Source organism: Streptomyces sp. DSM 118878, from assembly GCF_052936595.1.
Genome location: NZ_CP193622.1, coordinates 2,978,647 through 2,998,550, shown reverse-complemented (window position 1 = coordinate 2,998,550; position 19,904 = coordinate 2,978,647). Strand labels below are relative to the sequence as shown.

The following is a 19,904-nucleotide window of genomic DNA, read 5'->3' as shown; positions in this document are numbered from 1 at the left end:
GGGGGTCCGGTCGGCGGAACGGTCCTGCTGGGTACTGCGGGGGTTCTACGGGGGTGCTGCGGGGTGGAGCGGCGGCCGGGCCGCGGGCGGTGGGGTCGTCCCGCGGACGTGCCGTGCCCGGCCTGTGCTCGGGTGGTGCGAGGGCTGTGCTCGGGTGGTGCGGGGACTGTGTTCGGGTGGTGCGGACTGTGTTCGGGTGAGGTGGTCAGTTTTCGCCGCCCGGTACCGCGCGGCTACTCACCGAAGTGACAATTTCGGGGCCATTCAGGGCTGACGTCTCATCACATCGTGGTGGACTGCAGGGGGCTTCGGGACGTAGCAGGATTCGGACTCCCCGGCTCCGCCGATCCGTCACCGCCGCCGGAGCCGTTCGCGCCGTCGTCCCTGCGCCCCCGGACGACCAGGACGATCCCGGCCACCGCGAGCACCGCGCCGAGCGCCCCGGCGGCCACCGGCAGCGTCCCGCCGACCAGCTTCAGCCGGTCGCTGTCGTCCTTGGCGAGCTTGACCTGCGCCTTCTGCGTGGCCGTGTCGAACGCGACGCGGTCGCTGTCGAGCAGGACCGTCGCGTCCTTGTCCGAGCCCGGCGCCCGCAGCGTCTTGCGCGGCCCGATGGCGGCGTAGATGATCCGGCCGGTCCGCTGGTCGGCGACGAGCTCGATGCCGTGGTTGGCGTAGTACTCGTCGGCGATCACCTGGCCCTTCTTCGGCTGCCCGACCAGCACGCCGGGCACCTGACGCGTGCCGGTCTTGGTGGCCTTCACCGTGGCCGTGAACCGGTAGCCCTCGTAGCCCTGGATCTTCTTCGTGCCCCGGTAGGTGAGCGGAACCGTCGCCCCCAGCGTGTTGTCCCACCAGCGGTAGGACCGCTTCTCCACGTCGAAGGGGAACTTCAGGTAGGCCTCGCCCTCGAAGTGCGGCTTCTCGCCGCAGCAGTGCACCGGCAGGTTCGTCTTCCGGTCGGTCACCCAGCGCTCCTGCGTCCACTGGAGCGAGTCGTGCGGGTCGGCGGCCGGCAGCGAACTGTCCGGGTCGACGGAGGTCACCACGTCCCAGATGGCGCGCCCGTGCTTCTCGCTGTCCGCGACGTCGCCGCGCACCTGCCGGGTGATGGTGAGGCCCTTGTCGCGGACCGTTTTGACCTTCTTGGTATCGAAATAGCTTCCGGTGCCCTTGAAGACGGTGGTCGTATCGATGTCGGTGGGGGTGCGCTTCGCGCGTGGCTCCACGTACCAGGCGAGCAACGGTGCCAGGACCAGAAGAAACGCGCCGATACCGAGAAGGATCAGTGAAAAGGGCGAGGTGGGGCGGCGCATGGGGCACTCCTGGGCTATGGGCGGGAGAAGTGTTACCGAGCCGTACGTATGGGCCGGGAACGTAAGCGCACCCTTGACTAGGTGTCAATGCGTACCAAACACTGAGCACCTGCCGGGCGGGGCCGGCAGGGACTGTGTGACCGGGACTTCACGGCCGAAGATGCACGGCCGTGGCCGTCCCGGGTGACCTGGGTGGGGACGACCTCCGACAGAGAGGCTGGCCCTCGTAATGCACCGACTGCTCGCCGCTTCGCTCACCGCCGCCGCCGGGGCGCTGCTCGCCGTGGGCGCCGCCCTCGGCATCGTCGCGCTCCTCGACGCCACCCCGGACCAGCCCAATACGCCGCTGGTGCACTACGAAACCCCTGAGCGGGGTCAGTGAGCCACCGTGGCCCCCACCGACACCCACCCCACTGACGTGGCCTCCAGACCCGCGCCCGCCCCCGGCGGCCAGGGCTCGTCGGGGTCGCGCTCCGCCTGGCGCGACGTGCCGCCCCGCCAGGTGCGGAGGTTCGCCGCCCTCGCCCTGGAGGAGGTGCCCGCGCTCGCCCAGGACATCCTGCGCGAGATCCGCGCCGAGTACCCCGGCCTCCCCGTCGTCCTCGACGACTCGGGCGAGCCGATGGCGCTGGTGGGCATCCGCCGCGCCCTGGAGGGCTTCGTCCAGCAACTGGCGTCGCAGGAGGGCAGACCGCGCTATCACCTGGAGGTCTTCCAGGAATTCGGCCGCGGCGAGGGCCTGCACGGCCGCAGCCTCGACTCGCTCCAGGCGATCTACCGCCTCGGCGTGCGGCTCGCCTGGCGCCGCCTGGCCGAGATCGGCCAGCAGATAGACATCCCGCCCCCCGCCATGTATGAACTCGCCGAGTCCGGCTTCGAGTACCTCGACGGCCTCGTCGACCAGTCCGTACGCGGCTACGCCGAGGCCGCGGCCCGCGAGGCGGGCGAACGGCTCCGGCTCCAGCGCAAGCTCATGGAGCTGCTGCTCTCGGAGCGGCGCCCAGAGGCCGGCGGCTCCGCGCCCTACGGCGACCGCGGCTCGGGACGCTCCTCCGGGCGGGGCGCCGCCACGCTCGGCAACGGCCTCGGCGAACGGGCCGCCCGCATCGGCTGGCAGCTTCCCGAACGCGTCGCGGTGGGTGTGCTGCTCCGCCCGGCCAGGGAGGCCGTCGCCCCGGCGGTCGGCGAGGGTGTCCTGCTCGACATGGAGGCCGAACAGCCCCGCATGGTCGTGCCCGACCCCGAGGCCGCGGGCCGCCCCGAGCTGCTGCGCCGCGCCATGACCGGCTGGGCGGGAGCCATCGGCCCGCCCGTGCCGCTCGCCGACGCCGCGAAGTCGCTGCGCTGGGCCGAGGCCGCCGTACGGCTCATGGAGCGGGGGCTGCTGCCCGCCGGGGAGGTCCTGCACTGCACGGAGCACACCGAAGCGCTGGTGCTGCTCCAGCCCGAGGAGCTCATCGAGGACCTGGCCCGCCGCTGCCTCGCGCCCCTGAACCACTGCGGGCCCGCCCACGGCCGCCGCCTCGCCGAGACCCTCCTCGCCTGGCTGGAGACGCGCGGCGGCGCCCCGGAGGTCGCGGCGAGGCTCGGCGTCCACCCCCAGACGGTCCGCTACCGCCTGCGCCAGATAAGGGAACTCTGGGGCGACGAGGTGGACGACCCGGACCGCCGCTTCGAACTCGAACTGGTGCTGCGGGCACGCAGGCTGAGGGGGCAGCTGGGGCGGGCCTAGGCCTCCTGGCCCCCTGGCCCCCGGCTGCTGGCGCCGCCCGTCAGCAGCACTGCCAGGTGAACATGGCCCGGTCGAAGCGGAGGTCGGCCAGGTCATCCCGGCGTATGAGCCAGTAGAGGCAGCCGCCGTCGCCCCACATCATGTCCGCCGTGTCGTCCGAGTCGAACTGGGCAAGGAGCACCCACTCCCGCATCTCCTCGACGAGCCGGGGGTCGTGCCAGTCCGTCCCCGGGCCGAGGGCGGCGCGGGCGACCTCCAGCTCGACGGGGCCCTGCACCGACTGCGGCGTGCCGCCGAGCTGGTGGGCCGTCTCGTCGTCGTAGCTCCACAGGGCGTCGACGAACTTCTCGTCGCACACCGGGTGTTCGTAGTCCTGGAAGGCCTCCGCGTCCGGCGCGAGGACCTCCTGGATCTGCGGATGCGTGGGCTCCGCCACCGTCAGCTCCACGCGCGCGGCGAGCGGCACGTGGGAGTAGGCCTCCAGCTCGGGCGGTGTGTCCAGGCGGGTGGTCGACGCTCCCGCAGGTACGTATATGACCCGGGCGCCCGCCCATGTCTCCGGATCGTCCACCTCCACGAAGGCTTCGTCGTCCTCGTCCAGTTGGCCGTCGTAGTAGAAGAAGGCGAGCGTGCCGGAGGCGGGGAACGGCACGTCGAGGGCGCCCGCGGGCAGTGCCGCGCAGTCCACCGAGGCGATGAACGACAGCGGGCCATGCCCTTCCCACTCCGGCCACTCCACGGCGTCCGGAAGCCGGGGCTCACCGCCCAACTGCCCCACCACGTCCTCGTCCCCGCCCGCCGCGGCGAGCCGGATGCCGGGCCGCAGCAGCCCGAGCCACCGCTCGGCCACGTCGGAGGGGAGGTGCTCGTGCGCGAGGGCGTACAGCTCGCCGGAGGAGTTCTGCGTCATGCCCTGAATCATGCCTCCTGCCACTGACAACGCCGTCGGCGATCACCCGGCGACCACCCGGCGGTCACCCGCCGGCCACCCGACGACTCCGCTACGCCGGAGTCGTCTCTTCCGCACACAACTTTCACAGTGGCGGCTACCGCTGCCACCCGGCGGCACCTAGCCTCCAATCCTCATGGACTACTGCCACCCGTGCCGCAGGCACCTCAACGGAGCCCTCGCCTGCCCGGGGTGCGGAGCGCCTCGCGACGGGGGCCGGACCGGAGGCCGTGCCCGCGGTCGCGCCGCACACCGGCGCAGGCGCCGCAAGCTCCTCCTCGTCACCGCGGGCCTCGCGCTCGCGGTCGGTGGCCTGAGCCTCGCCGAACTGGGCACGGAGGGCCCGTCGGAGCAGCCCACGTCCGCGCCCGCCCCGGACGACGACGCGAGGGAGAGCGCGTCGGCGACGGACGCGGTGGCCACGGGGACGGCCTCGGCGCCCGAGAGCGAACAGGCGAAGGACGCGGAGAAGAAGGACCGCGAGCCCGCCGAGGACGCCCCGGGCGACAACGGACCCGGCGACAACGAGCCCGGCGATAACGAGCCCGGGGGCGACGAGGCGGGAATCGACCCGCAGCCGGAGCGCCCCTCGACGACCGCGCCCCCGGCGGCGGACACCCCGGACACGCCACGGCCGACGGCGGCCCCGCCCGCCACGGAGGCCCCGAGGCCCACCCCGACCCCGGAGCCGCCCCCGACGAGGGAGTGCGACCGCTTCCTGTGGTGGTGCACCTGACCCGAGCGCTGCCGCACCACGCACGGCGCACAATTCCTGGCGGTCGAAGCGAGATTGGCTCAGTATCGGGCCCGCTACGCACGTGTCGCGGACGGCGCGCTCACCCCCGAGTCCTCGCGGGACCTCATCACCCGCATCATCCACGAACTGTGAAAGGTGCCACCGTGCCCAACGCCTTCAACTGGCAGAAGTCGACTTATTCCGGCGGAGGCGACGGCGACAACTGCGTCGAACTCGCCGTCACGGCAACAGCGATACACCTCCGCGAAAGCGACGCCCCCACCACTGCCCTCACCACAGGCGTACCGCAACTCCACGCCCTCCTGACCGCCCTCAAGAACGGTCACGCCACACCCACCCACCGGGCCCGCTGAGGGCTGCTGTCCCGGAGGGGGCGTTGTTCCAGCGGGTGGTGCCGGCCGCGAGTCAGCGTCCTGAAGGAGGCGTGAGGGCCTGTTCCAGCAGGGTCTTCGCGGCCGCGCGCGCGTGTCGGCCGTAGTCCGCCTGGTTCAGCACCATGGCACGGCTGGCTGCTCCGTCCGCGAGGGTCACCAGTTGCTCGGCGAGTGCGGTGGGTTCACCGCAGCCCAGTTCCGCCACCAGGTCGGTGACCAACTGCACCATGCGGAGCTTCTGTTCGCGGGCGTAGGCGTGGATCGGATTCTTCGGATCGGGGAACTCTGCCGCTGCGTCGATGAAGGGGCACCCTCGCACCGCGGACGTGTCCGGGGTGGGCTGATCGAACAGGCGGAGAATCCGCTCGCGAGGGCTGAGGTCCTCACGGATCAGCACACCCTCCATGGTGTTCCCCGACGAGACCAGCGCCTGAAGGTAGGCAATCGCCAGTTCTTCCCTGGAACGGAAGTGGGCGTAGAGCGTCCGCTTGGACACCGGTGCCGCCTCTGCGACCTGCTCCATGCCGGTCCCGGCGATCCCTTGATCCGCGAACAGTCGGGCGGCGGCTGCCAGGATGCGTTCCCTCGCGCCTCGCCCTCCTCGCCGTGTCGTGTCACCCATCGTGCCCATGCAGAAAGCATACGGCCGCGTTTACTTTGCTCGGGCGCGAGGGCTACTATCCCCCCTCAAGTAAACGGTCACGTTTACCTCGATGAGGAGGAGTCCCATGAGCTGGTCCGACCACACCGAGCTGAGCGGCCACGCGGAGAAGCTGATCCGTGCCCGACGTGCGACGCGGGCTTTCCGGCCCGAGCCCGTGCCCGAAGAGACGATGCGCGCGATGTTCTCGCTGGCTGGTGCGGCGCCGTCCAATTCCAACGCGCAGCCGTGGCGGGTGGAGGTCGTCAGTGGCGCGTCGCGCGACCGTCTGGCGGCGTCCCTTCGGGAGGCCCATGCCGCACGGCGCGTGTCGGTCGACTTCCCGTACAACGATGACCTTTACTCGCCGGTGCAGCAGGAGCGGCGGGTCGCCTTCGGCGGCCGGCTCTACGGGACACTGGGCATCGGCTTTGACGACCATGCGGCGCGCGCGGCATATGACGCCGAGAGCCTGGGGTTCTACGGCGCACCGCATGTCGCGTTCCTCTTCGTCGCCGAACAGGACAGCGCGCGGCTGGCTGCCGACGTCGGCGCCTACATGCAGACGCTGCTTCTGGCGATGACCGCGTATGGCGTGGCCAGCTGCCCGCAGGGACTGCTGAGCTTCTACGCCGACGAGGTACGCGCCGAACTCGGCGTCACCACAGGGAAACTGCTCGTCGGGATCTCGTTCGGATACGCCGACGACGCCGCACCGGTAAACCACATCACCACTGAGCGTGCCGCGCTGAGGGAGACCACGACATTCCACGGCTGACAGTGCTGACAGTGCTGACAGTGAGGAGCGACGGCTACAGGGTCACCTCCCGCCATGCGGTGACGGCGGCCTCGTCACGGTCGGCGGCGGGCCGGGCCGGAACCGGCGGCGGACGAGCGCGATCAGTGAAGGTCCTCCGCGGAAGCACCACAGGGCGATGACCGGATCACAGATGGCACATGCCAGAGACGCGTCGTGGTGGAACGGCAGGATCGGATTGCCCTTGAGGTGGTGGGCCATGTCCCAGGCCGTGTGGAGCAGCCAGCCGACGCCGATGAAGGCCCAGGAGTCCAGGCCGCGGTAGGCGACGTAGGCCATGAGAGCGACGAAGGGCAGCTCCCACGGGCCGAATCCGCCCCCGCTCAGATAGGCGGCGCCGGCTCCGCCCACCATGATCGCGTTGAAGTGGCGTCGGTGCGGTTCCTTGATCAGGGACATCAGCAGGCAGTAGATGATGCCGACGATCACTGGTGACACGAGGTTCATGAGGGGGATGACTTCTTCCTCTTGGGGCGGGCCGGATCGCCGCGGTCGAGCTGTCGCGGCGCGAGCACCGACGTCTCGGCCGGAGCGCGGTCCCGGGTGGTGGGCAGGATCAGGAGCGTCGGGCAGGATCAGGGGCGTCAGGCAGGGTCAGGGGCGTCGGTACGCCGGAGGGCCGTCGCGGGCAGCATCCGGGCGCTCAGAGAGCGGTGGGCGTTGGACCCTGCGCGCTCCAGGTCCAGGGCGCCGACGGCTCGCAGCGTCAGTCCTCCGATGCCGCTGACGACCTCACGAAGGCCCTCCGCGGTGACCGGCTCGACGGTCACCGCGCCGTCCGTCGCGGAGCCGCCGGCGTACAGGACCTCATAGGGGGCGATGGCGTCGAGCGGGTCGAAGCCATCGAACAGGACGACAGGACGACCTGGATGCGCATGGGTGGTGTTCCTTCGGCGTCGCTTTCCAGCGGGACGTTCCGAAGTCAACCGGCTTCCCGGGTGCTCGCCCAGTGGCACTAGTGACAGGTTGCAACGGGATAGTGCCAACACCTAGGTTCTGGCCATGCGTACGGTTGCCGTGCTCGCGTTGGACCAGGTGATCCCGTTCGACCTGTCCACCCCGATCGAGGTCTTCTCCCGGACCCGCCTGCCCGACGGACGGCCCGGCTACCAGGTCCGGGTATGCGCCGAGCGCGACGAGGTCGACGCCGGGGCCTTCACCTTGCGTGCCCCTTGGGGCCTGGAGGGTCTTCAGGGCGCGGACACGATCATCGTGCCAGGCGTCGCCGATCTCGCTGCCCCACTCCCTCCCGCCGTGCACGACGCGCTGCGGTCGGCCGCCGCTGACGGCACCCGGATCGCCTCCCTCTGCGTGGGCGCCTTCCCCCTGGCCGCCACCGGACTCCTCGACGGACTGCGCGTCACGACCCACTGGCGCGCGACCGGTCTGCTGGCCGCCGCCCACCCGAGCCTCGACGTCGACCCGGACGTCCTCTACGTCGACAACGGCCAGTTGCTCACCTCGGCCGGCGCCGCGGCGGGCATGGACCTGTGTCTGCACATGATCCGCCGTGACTACGGCTCGGCCGTCGCCGCCGACGCCGCCCGCCTGTCAGTGATGCCTCTCGAACGAGAGGGCGGACAGGCCCAATTCATCGTCTACGATCACGCACCCACACCGCAGGGCTCCGAGCTCGAGACGCTGCTCACCTGGCTACAGGAGAACCTGGCCCGCGACCTCGCCCTTGCCGACATCGCCGAGCGGGCCGGAACCAGCACCCGAACCCTGATCCGGCGCTTCCGCGACCAGACCGGCACCACGCCGCTCCAGTGGCTCCACCGGGCCCGCATCCGCCAGGCGCAGCACTTGCTGGAAACCACGGAGCACTCCGTGGAGCGCATCGGCCACCAGGTCGGCTTCGGCTCACCCACCACCTTCCGTGACCGCTTCAAACGCACCACCGGCGTCAGCCCGCAGACCTACCGGTGCACGTTCAGTTGAACAGCCGCACCAGGCCTCAGCCCTCCGCGCCCAGCATCCTCCGCAGCAGCCCCCGCAGGGTCTCCCGCTCCTCGTGGGAGAGGCGGCCCAGTGGCTCGCGGGCGAAGTTCAGGGAGTCGCGCAGGCCGCGCGCCACCACCCTGCCCTCGGCCGTGGGCGCCGCCAGCTTCACGCGGCGGTCGGCCGGGTCGGGGCGCCGCTCCACCAGGCCGCGCGCCTCAAGGCGGTCGACGATGCCCGTGATGTTCGACGGCTCGCACTTCAGCTTCTGGGCGATGCGGCGCATCGGCATGGGCTCCAGGGAGAGCAGCCCGAGGACCCGCGCCTGCGCCCCGGTCAGCGAGTGTCCGGCCGCGGCCTCCTCGTACTCCTCGTGGTAGCGCCCCACGACCGTGCCGATCAGCTCGACGACCTCAAGTGTCAGCGGGTCGGTGCGGGGGGACGGGGTACCCGGGCCGGTACCTGAGCTGCTCGACATGCTCATCAGGTTACCCGGTTACTTGACATCATGAAATATCCAGGAGCATGGTTGTTTCACCACCTGAAGTATCTGGTTCACCGCCATGAACCGCCGTGAACCCCGTCGCAGATCGAAGTCGTAGGAGGACACCCCCCTCATGTCCGTCACCCCTGACCAGCAGCTTCCGTCCGTCAGCCGCGAGTGGCACCTCGTGCGGCGCCCCGAGGGCTGGCCGGTCCCCGAGGACTTCGCGCTGCGCGAGGTCCCCGTCGAGGCGCCCGCCGAGGGCCGCGTCCTGGTCCGCAACCGCTACTTCTCCGTGGACCCGTACATGCGGGGCCGGATGAACGACGTGAAGTCCTACGTCCCGCCGTTCCAGCTCGACCGCCCCATGGAGGGCGGCGCGGTCGGCGAGGTCGTGGCCTCGAACGCCGAGGGCTTCGCGGTGGGCGACCATGTCCTGCACTTCGCCGGCTGGCGCGAGTACGCCTCCGTGCCCGCGCAGCACGCCACCAAGGTCGACCCCGAGGCCGCGCCGCTCTCCGCCTACCTCGGCGTCCTCGGCATGACGGGCCTGACCGCGTACGCGGGGCTGCTCGAAGTGGCCTCCTTCAAGGAGGGCGACGCCGTCTTCGTCTCCGGCGCGGCCGGTGCCGTCGGCGGCCAGGTCGGCCAGATCGCCAAGCTCAAGGGCGCCTCGCGCGTCATCGGCTCGGCGGGCTCCGACGAGAAGGTCAAGCTGCTCATGGAGGAGTACGGCTTCGACGCCGCCTTCAACTACAAGGACCCCAAGCCGGTCGCCGAGCAGCTCAAGGAGGCCGCCCCCGACGGCATCGACGTCTACTTCGACAACGTCGGCGGCGAGCACCTGGAGGCCGCCATCAGCCGCCTGAACGTGCACGGCCGCGTCACCATCTGCGGCATGATCGCGGGCTACAACGACACCGAGCCGACCCCGGCCCCCCGCAACCTCGCCCTGGTCATCGGCAAGCGCCTGCGCCTCACGGGCATGCTCGTGCAGGACCACAACGCGCTCCAGCCGGAGTTCGTCCGCGAGGTCGGCGGCTGGATCCGCTCCGGAGAGCTCAAGTACCGCGAGACGGTCGTCGAGGGCGTCGAGAACGGCGTGGAGGCCTTCCTCGGCATGCTCCGCGGCGAGAACACCGGAAAGATGATCGTCTCCCTCGCCTGAGACGGGGCCGGACTCGCCGGGACTCTTCCGGCATCCGATAACCTAATTCCGCAATCCGTGGTTGTGGGCGCGCGCCACGTCATATCTCAGGAGGAACCAGCAGCTATGTCCATCCAGAAGATCGACGTCAAGTACACCGCCGTGGCCACCGCGGAGAACGGCCGCGACGGCCGTGTGGCCAGCGACGACGGCAAGCTCGACGTCGTCGTGAACCCGCCGAAGGAGATGGGCGGCAGCGGCGCGGGCACCAACCCCGAGCAGCTCTTCGCGGCCGGCTACAGCGCCTGCTTCCAGGGCGCCCTCGGCGTGGTCGCCCGCAAGGAGAACGCCGACATCTCCGGCTCCACCGTGACCGCCAAGGTCGGCATCGGCCAGAACGAGTCCGGCGGCTTCGGCCTGGAGGTCGAGATCTCCGCCTCCATCCCGAACGTGGACGCGGCCACCGCGCAGTCCCTGATCGAGAAGGCCCACCAGGTGTGCCCCTACTCGAACGCCACGCGCGGCAACATCAAGGTCGAGCTCGCGGTCGCCTGATCGCAGGTCGGTCGTACGTAGGTGAGGTCCGCGGACCGTACGCCGTACGTACGTGAGGGCCGCGTCCCGTAGCCGGGGCGCGGCCCTCACGCGCGCGTGGGTCAGCCCGTGGCCAGCGCCGCCTCGTGGACCGCGCGGACCAGCCGCTCGTTCTCCGCGGCCGGGCCGCCGGGGAAGGCGAACCGGCGGCGCGTGTAGCCGTAGGCGAGTCCGCTGCGCGGATCGGCGAACGCCTGCGAGCCGCCCACGCCGCTGTGCCCGATGGTCCCCGCGCCCAGGAACGGATACACGGCCACCGCCTGCGCCTGGAAGCCGACCGCGAACGCCCTGAAGGCGTTGAGCGACAGGTCGTGCCCCACCGACTGCACCTGCCCGAACTCGGCGACCGTGTCCGCCTTCAGCAGCGCCTCCCGGCCGTCGACGCCGGTGACCGCCGCCGCGTACATCCCGGCGAGGCCCCGCGCGGACGCCACCCCGCCGACCGACGCGGGCCCCTTGGCGCGCACGGGACGGGAGTTGGGCAGCGCCTCCAGTTCGGTGGGCTCGGCGCCGTGGCGGTTGAAGGCGATGGAGCCGAGGCTCTGCGGCCGGGGCGGCAGCGAGGCGAGCCGCGCCGCCTCCTCGGGCGTGGGCGCCATCGGCAGCACGGAACGGAACCGCCCCTCGTGCTCCTCGGGCAGCCCCAGGAAGAAGCCGAGCCCGTACGGGGCGCGCACCCGCTCCTCGTACACCTCCTGGAGGGTTTGTCCGGTGGCCCGGAAGACCACCTCGCCGGAGAGTGCCCCCACGGTCAGGGCGTGGTAGCCGAAGGCGGCCCCGGGGCGCCAGAAGGGGCGCTGCGCGACCATGCGTGCGGCGATGGCCCGGTCGTCGGCGACCTCCGCGGGCGAGAAGCCGGAGTCGGCTCCCACGATGCCCGCCCGGTGCGCGAGCAGCTCCCGCAGGGTCACCGCGCCCTTGCCCCCGGCGGCGAACTCCGGCCAGTAGTGGGCGACGGCCCGGTCGAGGTCCAGCACCCCGTCCTGCACGAGCAGGGCCACGACGAGGTGGGCGGCGCCCTTGGTGGAGGAGTAGACGCCGTACAGGCTCTCGCCCGTGACCTCCGGGCCCGCCCACAGGTCGACGACCTTGCGTCCCCGTACGAACGCGGCGAGCTGCCCCTCGTACTCGGGCAGCTCGCCCGCCAGTACGGAGGCGAACTCCTCGCGCACCGCCTCGTACCCCTCGGCGACCGTTCCCCGCACGCGGATCTCACGGGTCATGACGACGCCTTGCCGACGCTCAGCAGCGCCCGCCCGACCTGCGGGAACATTCCCTTCGGGTGATCGCGGAAGAGCGGTTCGGTACCGAAGAGCACCACGTCCGCGCGCCCCGCCGACCCGCTGACGACCGAGGCGCGGCCCGCGGCGTCCGTGGGTCCGCCGGTGCCGTCCTCCATGGGCCTCCAGTGCCCGGAGACCAACGGGTTGCCGGTGCCGTACTTCTGCTCCGCGCGCACGCCGGGGCCGAGGTCGGTGAACCACGTCGGCGAGTAGACGAAGCTGTGACCGGGGGCACCGCCGGTGATCGTGCCGCCCGCGTTGGCCACGCGCACCACGCCGTTGGCGTCGCCGTTGCCCTCCACCGGTTCGGCGGCGAGCAGACCGGCGTCGGAGTTCAGCGCGGCGCCGGTCGCGCCACGGCCGACCAGGCCGCCGCCCTTGGCGAGGAACGCGTCGAGCGCGGACTTCGCCGCCGCGTTGAGCTTGGAGCGGTCGAGCCCGGCCGACACCATGAGCGCGTCCGCCCGCTTCCAGTCGAAGCCGGCGTTGAGCACGGCCGTGGAGACGGGCACCACGTCGAAGCCCATCTCCCGCAGCGCGAACAGTTCACCCGGCGTGACGGCCGCCGCCACCCGCGTGCGGTGCAGCGCGGCACGTCCCTCGGCCTTGGTGGCGTCGAACGCGACGCCGTACTTCTTCGCCGCGGTCATCGCCGCCCCGCGCGCGGACGACGGCAGGATCGCACCGCCCTTGCCGTCGTCCCGCGCGGGAACGCCCTTCGCGAGGAGCGAGTTGAGCGCCGCGACCTCGCGCGGGTCGTCGAGCCGCAGCCGCAGGGCGCCGCGCGGCGCCACCTGGCCGACCTCGGACGCGGAGCGCACCACGCGCGCGTGGACACCCTTCAGAGAGCCGCCCTCAAGACCGCCGTCCTTGACCGTGTCGACGCTCGCGCCCCAGAGCCGTCCGAGGCTCCATCCGGAGATGTCGTACATCGTCGACACCTTGTCGCTGATGTCACGCCCGTCGGCCAGCATCACGTTGGCCAGGCCACGCTTGGGCTGGTGCATGTCGACGACGTACGAGCCCTTCGCGTACGTCCGCCCGCCGAGCCGGAAGCCGTGGCTCGCGCGCTCCACCCGTACGTCGTTGGCCACCAGGTGGTCGACGAGCCGCGCCGCGGCCGTCGCCGAGCGCTGGCCGCGCCCCGCGGGGATCACGTACGCGTGCGGGAACTCGGTGGTGTACACGTCCTCCGGGCCGATCCCGGGCACCCCGGGCACCGTCTCCTCGGAGACCGGGACCTGCTCGGCGCCCGTCGCGCCGCGCCGGAAGACCTCGATCTGGTCGGCGATCACCGAAGTACGGTGCTTCTGGGTGTAGTCGAGGGTCGCGCGCATGGCCGCGCCCGCGATGTCCACGTTGATGGCGGCCCTGCGGCGCAGCTCGGCGACCGGCTGCGCGTCGTACTCCGCGTTGTTCACCTGCATCGGGAACTCGATGGTGTGCGTCGCGACCGCGCCGTGGAACGGCATGTACTGCGGGGTGAAGATCGGCGGCCAGTCGTCCCAGCCCTCCTCCTGGTCGCGGAAGGGAATGACCGCGGGCAGTACGCCGTCCTTCTCCTCGGTGTAGCCGAGGCCGTTGACGGCGGCCTCCATGCCGAGGGCGTTGGCGTAGGAGTTCTTCAGGAAGAGGTCGTACTCGTAGTTCTCGCCGTGCGGGGGAGTGGTCGGCTCGATCAGGGTGCCGTTCACATAGCCGTGCAGGTCGATCATGACCGCGGGCTGCTTGTCGACGGCGATCCGCCGGATCGCGCGGGCCTCGGGCTGCGAGGCGGTGATGAAGTCACGGTTGAGGTCGAAGCCGTTGGCATTGGAGCGGGTCCCCGCGATGCGGCCGTCGGGGTTGGTGGTGACGCTGAAGTAGAGCCGGTTGTGCGCGAGCAGGTCCCGGGTCTTGCCGTCCTTGGCCTTCGCCAGCTTCTCGATGAGCTTCAGGGCGGCGTCGGTGCCCTCCCACTCGTTGCCGTGGATGTTGTTGTTGATGAACACCGGCGTCTTGTACGAGGCCTTGATCGCCTTGTCCTTCGCGGCGGCCGACGGCGCGTTCTCGATGCGCTCGCGCATCCGCTCCTGCCGGGCCGTCTCGCGCGCCGACTCGGGGGCCGTCACGGTCACCAGGTAGAGCTCGTGCCCGCCGGCGGAACGGCCCGCGACCTCCACGCTCACGCGGTCGCCGACGCGCTGGAGGGCGTTCAGCTCGGGGGCTATGCCGTGGTACGGCGTGAGCCCCAGTTTTATCGACTTGTCGGCCGGATTCTCCGGAGGTGCGGTGAGCTTCCGCTCCCGCGGATATCCACGGCCCTCGCCGCTGCCGGACTCCGGGGCGCCCGTGTCACCGAGGGCCCGTTCGGCGGCCCGCGCCGGGGCCTTGGCCGCGCGGTCGGCGCCCAGCGGCGAGCCTTCGCGGACGACGGGGCGCGGCGTCGGGTCCGCGGTCGCGGTACCGGGGGCGAACGTGGTGAACAGCAGTGCGCCGGCCGTGGCGGCTGTGGTGACCAGAACAGGTCTTGTCGGCCGGGATATACCCATGCGTACCTCCGGTAGATCGATAACGTGGTCTTACCGGTTCAACTCGCAAGCAACAAGAGGGCCTCCCCTCACGGATGGCCTCTCCTGTGACAGTCCGGGCGGCGTCCGCTGTGACAGTCCTGGCACACGGCGCCGATCGAACCCCCGTTCAGCGGCGGCTAGGGTGTGCCGCATGCGCGATCTTGGTGTGGGTTTCGGTTACCTGATGAAGGGCCAGCGCTGGGTCGCCCAGCACGGCAAGCAGTACGGAATGGGGCTGTTGCCCGGCCTCATCACGCTCCTCCTCTATGCCGCGGCGCTCGTCTCGCTCGCGCTCTGGGGCGCCGACCTCGTGGGCTGGGCCACACCGTTCGCCGACGACTGGTCATCGCCCTGGCTCGGCCTCTTCCGCGGCTTCCTGACGGCCCTGCTCTTCGCCCTCGCGCTGCTGCTCTCCGTCCTCACCTTCACCGCCGTGACGCTCCTGATCGGGCAGCCCTTCTACGAGTCGCTGTCCGAGGCGGTCGACATCACCGAGTCGGGCCACGCCCCCGAGTCGGGTCTTCCGCTCTGGCGGGAGCTGTGGATCTCCGCGCGGGACAGCCTCCGTGTCGTCGTCCGCGCGGTGCTCTGGGGCGTCCTGCTCTTCGCCCTCGGCTTCATCCCGGTGATCGGCCAGACCGTGATCCCGGTGATCGGCTTCTGCGTGACCGGCTTCTTCCTCGTCGAGGAGCTCACCGCGGTCGCCCTCCAGCGCCGCGGCGTCGAACTCCGCGAGCGCCTGGCGCTGCTGCGCTCCCGCAAGCAACTGGCCTGGGGCTTCGGGACGCCGCTCGCCGTCGCCTTCCTGGTGCCGTTCGTCGCCGTCTTCCTGATGCCGGGCGCGGTCGCGGGCGCGACGCTGATGGCGCGGGACCTGCTGGGCGAGAACAACGGCGACAACGGCGGTCAGGGCGACGGAGAGGGCGCCCCCGGGCAGGGCGGCGGCTTCGGTTCCGGCCGCCCTGCCTGAGGCCTGACCGTCAGGACGCCGAGACGGCCGTCCGCAGGATGCTCCGCATCTGGGCGATGATGTCGAGCCGGTTCCGTACGAACTCGGGGTCGGTCACCGCGCCGGTCGCCGGGTCCGTGTTCCCCGCGCCGAACTGCAGCACGGGCGTGTGGACATGCCCGCCGGGCAGCCGGCCGCGCAGCCCGAGCCGGTCCCGCAGCAGCGTGGCCCGGTAGGCGATCTCGTTGGACAGATAGTCACCGCCGCCACCCGCGCGCGCGGCCGACCCCGCGGTCGGCCCGTCCGGCCGCACCACGGGCTGGGTACCGCCCGCCGGGATTTCGGTCACCGACGTGTTGTCGTACACCGGGAAGCGGCCGGTCTCCGCGTCGGCGATCGCCTTGTACGGGAGGGTCGTCGTCGTCCACTGGGGCTGCGAGGCGGGGTCGGTCACCGGAACCTGCTCGGTGCGCGAGGCGTTGTCATTGTCGGGGAAGCCGCCGCGCCAGGCCCCGTTGGTCCGCTCCACGTCGATGCGGCCCACGCGGCCCTGGCTGACGGTGGTGAAGAGATCGACGCGGGGCAGCACCGGCCGCAGTGCCCGCTCCACCGCGCCGTCGGTGAAGTCCTGCCAGCGGACGGGGAAGGTGACGGCCTCGATCCTGGCCGGTCCTTCGGCGGTCCGGATCGTCGTGCCGTCGAGGGCCAGCGCGGTCGCGCCCGACGGGTTGCTGATGCGGACGTCCCGGTCGAGGGTGAAGGGGTCGAAGCCGGTCACGAAGACACGCTTGACCTCCTTGCCGCCCTTGCCGTGGCGGCGCTCCGCGAACCGCACGTCGTCCTGCCCGCGTGACGTCGTCTCCAGGGAGTCCATGAGGCGCGCGCGCCGCTCGTCGCTCAGGGAGAACCGGTTCGGCTCCCACTGCCGCAGCTCCCGCGTCATCCCGAGCCGCGCCCAGTAGAGCGGCCGGTCGTCGTCCCTGCTCAGATCGCCTCCGGCCGGCCCGCGCCCCTGCGCGCGGTCGACGGCCCCGCGCCACAACGACCTGCCCTCCCGTACGACGAGCCGCCGCGCCTGCTCGTAGGAGCGCGCCTTGCCGAGCGCGCGCGCCAACTCCGGCGCCCGGGAGTCGAAGCCGCTGCGCCGCAGGATCTCCTGGGGCGCGGCCCGGTCGAGCCGTGCCTCCTCGACGGTGACCGCGCGGCCACCGGCATCCCCCGGGGCGGCGGAGGCGGGCGCCGAGACACCGAGCCCGGCCATCAGCACGGCGAGGCCGAGCGCGCCACCGATCCGGGAGCGGGAGCCGGTGAGCAGTGGGGGACGAGAGAGCACGCGAGGACGAGGGGACACGCGGATCCTTCCGTAAACGGTTCACCGTGACCGGTGAGGTGGCGGAAGTATCGCGGGACGCCTGGGCCGAGCGCTACGGGTCCAAGGTCCCGACCTCCCCGCCGATCTCCGTGCCCGCGTGAGCACGGTCCTGGTCGCGGGGCTGCCGGCCGCGGCGACCGCCGACGGCGCCTACGCCCTCGTCGCCCCGATCGGCTCCGTCAACCGTTGGGCGGGGCGCGTCAGTTGGGTGAGGACGTGGGGCGCTATGTGGGCCATCCTTGGGTTTGTCGCGTGGTAGTACGCGAGTTCGTCCAGGGCGATCGACAGGGCCCAGCCCGGCCCGCGCGCCCACATGGCGTCGTCGGCGGCGGGGCCCAGTGCCCAGGACGTTGCCCGGCTGTAGATCTCCGTGCGTCCAGACGGCGCCCCGCCGCTACGCCGGGGCCCGCAGGGCGGCGTCCCAGACGGCGGTCGCGGCCCGCTCGTCCACGGGGCCGCGCAGCCCGGCGATCACCTCGCGCGTACGGGCGTCGCGCCGCGCCAACGGCTCGCTCCGGTAGGCGGCCGGCGCCCCCGCCGGGCCGACCTCCCGCAGGGCGGTCAGGAACTCCGCGACGTCCTGGGCGAACAGCGCGGGAGCGGCGAGCGGAGCACCCGGTTCCGGCGTTGCGCCCTCCAGCCATCGGAAGACGCTCCACGGGCAGCGCGGCCCACGCGGGGAACTGGGCGGCCACGAGCCGGGTCCACATCGGCCCGTGGTGTGACGCCGACGAACTGATGGCCGAGACCGAGGTCACCGTACCGAGGTCACCGTACGGAGAAGGCGTACACCGTCCGCGACGCGTAGGTCTCGCCGGGCCGCAGGATTGTGGACGGGAACCCCGCCCGATTCGGGGAGTCGGGAAAGTGCTGGGTCTCCAGGGCGACGCCGTCCCCCGCGGCGAACGGCAGCTCCGCGTCGAAGTGGTCGGCGGTGTAGAGCTGAAGCCCCGGCTCGGTCGTCGAGATGGTGAGGTCCCGCCCGGTGGTGGGGTCATGGAGCCCCGCCACTTCGACCGGCCCGGCGGTGACGCCCTTGTCCAGGACGTAGTTGTGGTCGAAGCCGGGCCCCGCGGCCCGTGCCGTACGGAAGTCGAACCGCGTCCCCGCCACGTCCTCGTACGCCCCGGTCGGAATCAGCTCCCCGTCGACCGGGGTGATCCGGGAGGCGGCGATCCGCACCTCGTGCCCGTGCGCGCTGCCCGAGCCCGCCCCGGCGAGGTTCCAGTACGTGTGGTTGGTGAGGTTCACCACGGTCGGGGCATCGGTCGTCGCCTCGTAGGCGATGCTCAGCGCGCCCGCCGCGTCCAGCGCGTACGTCGCCGAGACCGCGAGCCGCCCGGGGTAGCCCTCCTCGCCGTCCGGGCTCACCCGCGCGAGCCGCACCGCGTGGTCGCCGTCCGGTTCCGCGTCCCAGACGCGCTTGTCGAAGCCGCGCTCACCGCCGTGCAGGGCGTTGGAGCCGTTGTTCCGCGCCAGCCGGTGGGTGTGCCCGTCGAGGGTGAAGGCGCCGCCCGCGATGCGGTTCGCGTACCGCCCCACCAGTGCGCCGAAGTAGGGGCTGGGGTGCTTCACGTACCCGTCGAGCCCATCGAACCCCAGCGCCACCTGCGCCACCCGCCCGGACCGGTCGGGAACTTCCGCCGTCTGAAGGATGCCGCCGTACGTCAGGACGCGCACCCGTACTCCGCCCCTTTCCAGGGTCCAGCGGTGGACAGGGGTGCCGTCGGGGAGTGTCCCGAAGAGTTCGCTGCGCATGATCGCGACCCTACGCCGCACCCTCTCGCTAGCCCACGGGCTCGCGCGAGGTGATCTGCCGGTGGGCGAGCGCGGCGAGGCGGGACTGGCCGTCCTTGCTGGGGTGGAACCAGTCCCAGTGGCTCAACTGGTCGCCGTCGAAGCGGTAGGAGTGGACGGCCCCGCCGTCGTACCGGCAGCGCCGGTCCTTCTCGCACACCTCTTCGAGTACGTCGTTGTACGCCACCACGCGGTCCCGCACCGAGTTCCGCCGCTGGGACGCCGCGGCGTCCAGGTCGTCGGGGTCGGCCAGCATCGAGGAGCAGATGCCCAGCTTCCACACCTGCTTGCCCAGCGGGTTGGTGCGCCCCTGGGACCAGAGCCGCTTGAGGTTCGGCACGGACGCCACGTACACCTGCGCCTTCGGCAGCGAGGCGCGCAGGGTGCGCATCGCGGCCGTGAAGTCGGCGCGGAAGTCACCGACCGGCGTCATCGACGCGGCCGACGGACGGCAGGCGTCGTTGGCGCCGATCATCACCGTCACCAGCTCGGGCCGCTCGGCGACGGCCTCCTCGACCTGGCCGGACAGATCCGCCATTCGGGCGCCGGTCTTGGCGAGGTTCCAGCTGTGCGAGGCGGCCCGCTCCTTCCCGAGGAGCCGCGTGGCGAGGCTGCGCACCTCCGCGTCCGTACCGGTCGCCCAGGACGCCTCGGGGCAGTCGGAGAGCACCGAGCAGGCGTCGAAGCCGCGGGTGATGGAGTCGCCGACGGCCGCGAGCGAGCGGGGCGTGGTGTCCCAGGAGGGCGTCGGTTTCGGGGACGGTTTGTCGAGTGCGGACGGGCCGCCGGGGGCACCGGAGTTGCCGCCCTGCGCGTCGCACGCGGTCAGCGTCGCGGTGCCGAGAAGAGCCGCCGTCGCGAGAGCGACGGCGGCACGTGAGCGGTGCCTGCGGTTCCGCATCCCTGGTCCCCTTCGTCGATCTGGGTGACGCCGTGCGCGTGCCCAGGGTTGCGCCCCGCCGGGTGAAAGGTCGGAGTTTCCCGGGCCACGGACCGACGGTACGTCACACTCCTTGCGCCGCCGCACGGTAGCCTCGGCCCCGTAGCCGCCTGGCCACTGCTCTCACGGCGGCGACAGGCGGGTGATCCACCCGGTGACGCCCCGCCGCTCTGGTTCCGCTAAATTACATCACGTCACATCTGTCCCCTTTTTTTCAGGTTTCTCTAGTATTTGGAGAAAACTGCTCGGCACGGGCGCGA

21 protein-coding genes and 1 pseudogene are annotated in these 19,904 nt (G+C 71.7%); 10 read left to right on the top strand and 12 right to left on the bottom strand.

Annotated features, from left to right (window positions below):
- Positions 1-281 precede the first annotated feature (281 nt).
- Positions 282-1,316, bottom strand: a complete 1,035-nt coding sequence (locus tag ACRAKF_RS13195; protein ID WP_447037226.1) for a DUF3068 domain-containing protein — start codon at positions 1,314-1,316, stop codon at positions 282-284.
- Between the two features lie 229 nt (positions 1,317-1,545).
- Here ACRAKF_RS13195 and ACRAKF_RS13190 point away from each other — a divergent pair, with 229 nt between their 5' ends.
- On the top strand, positions 1,546-1,698 hold the full coding sequence (locus ACRAKF_RS13190) for a hypothetical protein (protein WP_447037225.1): 153 nt from the start codon (positions 1,546-1,548) through the stop codon (positions 1,696-1,698).
- A gap of 36 nt (positions 1,699-1,734) precedes the next feature.
- Positions 1,735-3,048, top strand: a complete 1,314-nt coding sequence (locus ACRAKF_RS13185; RefSeq protein ID WP_447041960.1) for a PucR family transcriptional regulator — start codon at positions 1,735-1,737, stop codon at positions 3,046-3,048.
- Positions 3,049-3,088: 40 nt separating this feature from the next.
- On the opposite strand, the gene ACRAKF_RS13180 is transcribed toward ACRAKF_RS13185, so the two are convergent.
- Entirely contained in the window at positions 3,089-3,958 is an 870-nt protein-coding gene (locus ACRAKF_RS13180; RefSeq protein ID WP_447037224.1) for a YwqG family protein, read from the bottom strand.
- Between the two features lie 175 nt (positions 3,959-4,133).
- Here ACRAKF_RS13180 and ACRAKF_RS13175 point away from each other — a divergent pair, with 175 nt between their 5' ends.
- Positions 4,134-4,733 (top strand): hypothetical protein, encoded by a 600-nt coding sequence (locus tag ACRAKF_RS13175; protein WP_447037222.1) that lies wholly within the window; start codon positions 4,134-4,136, stop codon positions 4,731-4,733.
- A 164-nt stretch (positions 4,734-4,897) separates the two neighbouring features.
- The gene (locus tag ACRAKF_RS13170; RefSeq protein WP_447037221.1) at positions 4,898-5,107 is read left to right on the top strand and encodes a DUF397 domain-containing protein; all 210 of its coding nucleotides are present in this window, start codon (positions 4,898-4,900) and stop codon (positions 5,105-5,107) included.
- 52 nt (positions 5,108-5,159) lie between these two features.
- Here ACRAKF_RS13170 and ACRAKF_RS13165 read toward each other — a convergent pair whose 3' ends face one another.
- Positions 5,160-5,759 carry a TetR/AcrR family transcriptional regulator gene (locus ACRAKF_RS13165; RefSeq protein ID WP_447037219.1) on the bottom strand — a complete coding sequence of 200 codons (600 nt, stop codon included), beginning with the start codon at positions 5,757-5,759 and terminating at the stop codon, positions 5,160-5,162.
- A gap of 97 nt (positions 5,760-5,856) precedes the next feature.
- Between ACRAKF_RS13165 and ACRAKF_RS13160 the strand changes: the two genes are divergently transcribed.
- Complete coding sequence (locus tag ACRAKF_RS13160) at positions 5,857-6,546, top strand: nitroreductase (protein WP_447037217.1); 690 nt, start codon at positions 5,857-5,859, stop codon at positions 6,544-6,546.
- A gap of 42 nt (positions 6,547-6,588) precedes the next feature.
- Here ACRAKF_RS13160 and ACRAKF_RS13155 read toward each other — a convergent pair whose 3' ends face one another.
- Together ACRAKF_RS13155 and ACRAKF_RS13150 are read right to left on the bottom strand one after the other, a co-directional pair.
- On the bottom strand, positions 6,589-7,032 hold the full coding sequence (locus ACRAKF_RS13155) for a DUF6010 family protein (protein ID WP_447037215.1): 444 nt from the start codon (positions 7,030-7,032) through the stop codon (positions 6,589-6,591).
- A 218-nt stretch (positions 7,033-7,250) separates the two neighbouring features.
- Positions 7,251-7,436 (bottom strand): annotated as a pseudogene (locus ACRAKF_RS13150) (DJ-1/PfpI family protein); the annotation flags it as partial.
- Positions 7,437-7,587: 151 nt separating this feature from the next.
- Between ACRAKF_RS13150 and ACRAKF_RS13145 the strand changes: the two are divergent.
- Positions 7,588-8,526, top strand: a complete 939-nt coding sequence (locus tag ACRAKF_RS13145; RefSeq protein ID WP_447037213.1) for a GlxA family transcriptional regulator — start codon at positions 7,588-7,590, stop codon at positions 8,524-8,526.
- 16 nt (positions 8,527-8,542) lie between these two features.
- On the opposite strand, the gene ACRAKF_RS13140 is transcribed toward ACRAKF_RS13145, so the two are convergent.
- Positions 8,543-9,004: a MarR family winged helix-turn-helix transcriptional regulator gene (locus tag ACRAKF_RS13140; RefSeq protein ID WP_447037212.1), complete on the bottom strand. Its 462-nt coding sequence runs from the start codon at positions 9,002-9,004 to the stop codon at positions 8,543-8,545.
- Between the two features lie 139 nt (positions 9,005-9,143).
- On the opposite strand from ACRAKF_RS13140, the gene ACRAKF_RS13135 reads away from it, so the two are divergent.
- On the top strand, positions 9,144-10,178 hold the full coding sequence (locus tag ACRAKF_RS13135) for an NADP-dependent oxidoreductase (RefSeq protein WP_447037211.1): 1,035 nt from the start codon (positions 9,144-9,146) through the stop codon (positions 10,176-10,178).
- Between the two features lie 105 nt (positions 10,179-10,283).
- Positions 10,284-10,712, top strand: a complete 429-nt coding sequence (locus ACRAKF_RS13130; protein ID WP_447037209.1) for an organic hydroperoxide resistance protein — start codon at positions 10,284-10,286, stop codon at positions 10,710-10,712.
- A gap of 101 nt (positions 10,713-10,813) precedes the next feature.
- Here the strand turns inward: ACRAKF_RS13130 and ACRAKF_RS13125 are convergent, their stop codons facing one another.
- Positions 10,814-11,974: a serine hydrolase domain-containing protein gene (locus ACRAKF_RS13125; RefSeq protein ID WP_447037208.1), complete on the bottom strand. Its 1,161-nt coding sequence runs from the start codon at positions 11,972-11,974 to the stop codon at positions 10,814-10,816.
- Positions 11,971-14,565, bottom strand: coding sequence for a M14 family zinc carboxypeptidase (locus ACRAKF_RS13120; RefSeq protein ID WP_447037207.1), 2,595 nt, complete (start codon positions 14,563-14,565; stop codon positions 11,971-11,973). The genes ACRAKF_RS13125 and ACRAKF_RS13120 overlap by 4 nt, the downstream gene beginning before the upstream one ends.
- Before the next feature lie 172 nt (positions 14,566-14,737).
- On the opposite strand from ACRAKF_RS13120, the gene ACRAKF_RS13115 reads away from it, so the two are divergent.
- Positions 14,738-15,556: an EI24 domain-containing protein gene (locus ACRAKF_RS13115; protein WP_447037206.1), complete on the top strand. Its 819-nt coding sequence runs from the start codon at positions 14,738-14,740 to the stop codon at positions 15,554-15,556.
- A 10-nt stretch (positions 15,557-15,566) separates the two neighbouring features.
- On the opposite strand, the gene ACRAKF_RS13110 is transcribed toward ACRAKF_RS13115, so the two are convergent.
- A complete protein-coding gene (locus ACRAKF_RS13110; RefSeq protein WP_447041959.1) occupies positions 15,567-16,796 on the bottom strand; it encodes a pyroglutamyl-peptidase I family protein in 1,230 nt (409 codons plus the stop codon).
- 208 nt (positions 16,797-17,004) lie between these two features.
- On the opposite strand from ACRAKF_RS13110, the gene ACRAKF_RS13105 reads away from it, so the two are divergent.
- Positions 17,005-17,166: a hypothetical protein gene (locus ACRAKF_RS13105; RefSeq protein ID WP_447037204.1), complete on the top strand. Its 162-nt coding sequence runs from the start codon at positions 17,005-17,007 to the stop codon at positions 17,164-17,166.
- A 135-nt stretch (positions 17,167-17,301) separates the two neighbouring features.
- On the opposite strand, the gene ACRAKF_RS13100 is transcribed toward ACRAKF_RS13105, so the two are convergent.
- The 3 genes from ACRAKF_RS13100 to ACRAKF_RS13090 form a co-directional block, all read right to left on the bottom strand.
- On the bottom strand, positions 17,302-17,547 hold the full coding sequence (locus ACRAKF_RS13100) for a hypothetical protein (protein ID WP_447041958.1): 246 nt from the start codon (positions 17,545-17,547) through the stop codon (positions 17,302-17,304).
- 128 nt (positions 17,548-17,675) lie between these two features.
- Positions 17,676-18,665: an aldose epimerase family protein gene (locus ACRAKF_RS13095; RefSeq protein ID WP_447037203.1), complete on the bottom strand. Its 990-nt coding sequence runs from the start codon at positions 18,663-18,665 to the stop codon at positions 17,676-17,678.
- Positions 18,666-18,693: 28 nt separating this feature from the next.
- Positions 18,694-19,605, bottom strand: a complete 912-nt coding sequence (locus tag ACRAKF_RS13090) for an SGNH/GDSL hydrolase family protein (protein ID WP_447037201.1) — start codon at positions 19,603-19,605, stop codon at positions 18,694-18,696.
- Between the last annotated feature and the right edge of the window lie 299 nt (positions 19,606-19,904).

What these genes read in the sequence shown, in the direction of transcription:
- ACRAKF_RS13160 (WP_447037217.1), top strand. Translation starts at nt 5,857, where the DNA reads ATGAGCTGGTCCGACCACACCGAGCTGAGCGGCCACGCGGAGAAGCTG.
- ACRAKF_RS13175 (WP_447037222.1), top strand. Translation starts at nt 4,134, where the DNA reads ATGGACTACTGCCACCCGTGCCGCAGGCACCTCAACGGAGCCCTCGCC.
- ACRAKF_RS13165 (WP_447037219.1), bottom strand. Translation starts at nt 5,759, where the DNA reads ATGGGCACGATGGGTGACACGACACGGCGAGGAGGGCGAGGCGCGAGG.
- ACRAKF_RS13120 (WP_447037207.1), bottom strand. Translation starts at nt 14,565, where the DNA reads ATGGGTATATCCCGGCCGACAAGACCTGTTCTGGTCACCACAGCCGCC.
- ACRAKF_RS13130 (WP_447037209.1), top strand. Translation starts at nt 10,284, where the DNA reads ATGTCCATCCAGAAGATCGACGTCAAGTACACCGCCGTGGCCACCGCG.
- ACRAKF_RS13135 (WP_447037211.1), top strand. Translation starts at nt 9,144, where the DNA reads ATGTCCGTCACCCCTGACCAGCAGCTTCCGTCCGTCAGCCGCGAGTGG.
- ACRAKF_RS13110 (WP_447041959.1), bottom strand. Translation starts at nt 16,796, where the DNA reads ATGGCCGGGCTCGGTGTCTCGGCGCCCGCCTCCGCCGCCCCGGGGGAT.
- ACRAKF_RS13140 (WP_447037212.1), bottom strand. Translation starts at nt 9,004, where the DNA reads ATGTCGAGCAGCTCAGGTACCGGCCCGGGTACCCCGTCCCCCCGCACC.
- ACRAKF_RS13125 (WP_447037208.1), bottom strand. Translation starts at nt 11,974, where the DNA reads ATGACCCGTGAGATCCGCGTGCGGGGAACGGTCGCCGAGGGGTACGAG.
- ACRAKF_RS13095 (WP_447037203.1), bottom strand. Translation starts at nt 18,665, where the DNA reads ATGCGCAGCGAACTCTTCGGGACACTCCCCGACGGCACCCCTGTCCAC.
- ACRAKF_RS13115 (WP_447037206.1), top strand. Translation starts at nt 14,738, where the DNA reads ATGCGCGATCTTGGTGTGGGTTTCGGTTACCTGATGAAGGGCCAGCGC.
- ACRAKF_RS13190 (WP_447037225.1), top strand. Translation starts at nt 1,546, where the DNA reads ATGCACCGACTGCTCGCCGCTTCGCTCACCGCCGCCGCCGGGGCGCTG.
- ACRAKF_RS13195 (WP_447037226.1), bottom strand. Translation starts at nt 1,316, where the DNA reads ATGCGCCGCCCCACCTCGCCCTTTTCACTGATCCTTCTCGGTATCGGC.
- ACRAKF_RS13180 (WP_447037224.1), bottom strand. Translation starts at nt 3,958, where the DNA reads ATGACGCAGAACTCCTCCGGCGAGCTGTACGCCCTCGCGCACGAGCAC.
- ACRAKF_RS13145 (WP_447037213.1), top strand. Translation starts at nt 7,588, where the DNA reads ATGCGTACGGTTGCCGTGCTCGCGTTGGACCAGGTGATCCCGTTCGAC.
- ACRAKF_RS13090 (WP_447037201.1), bottom strand. Translation starts at nt 19,605, where the DNA reads ATGCGGAACCGCAGGCACCGCTCACGTGCCGCCGTCGCTCTCGCGACG.
- ACRAKF_RS13155 (WP_447037215.1), bottom strand. Translation starts at nt 7,032, where the DNA reads ATGAACCTCGTGTCACCAGTGATCGTCGGCATCATCTACTGCCTGCTG.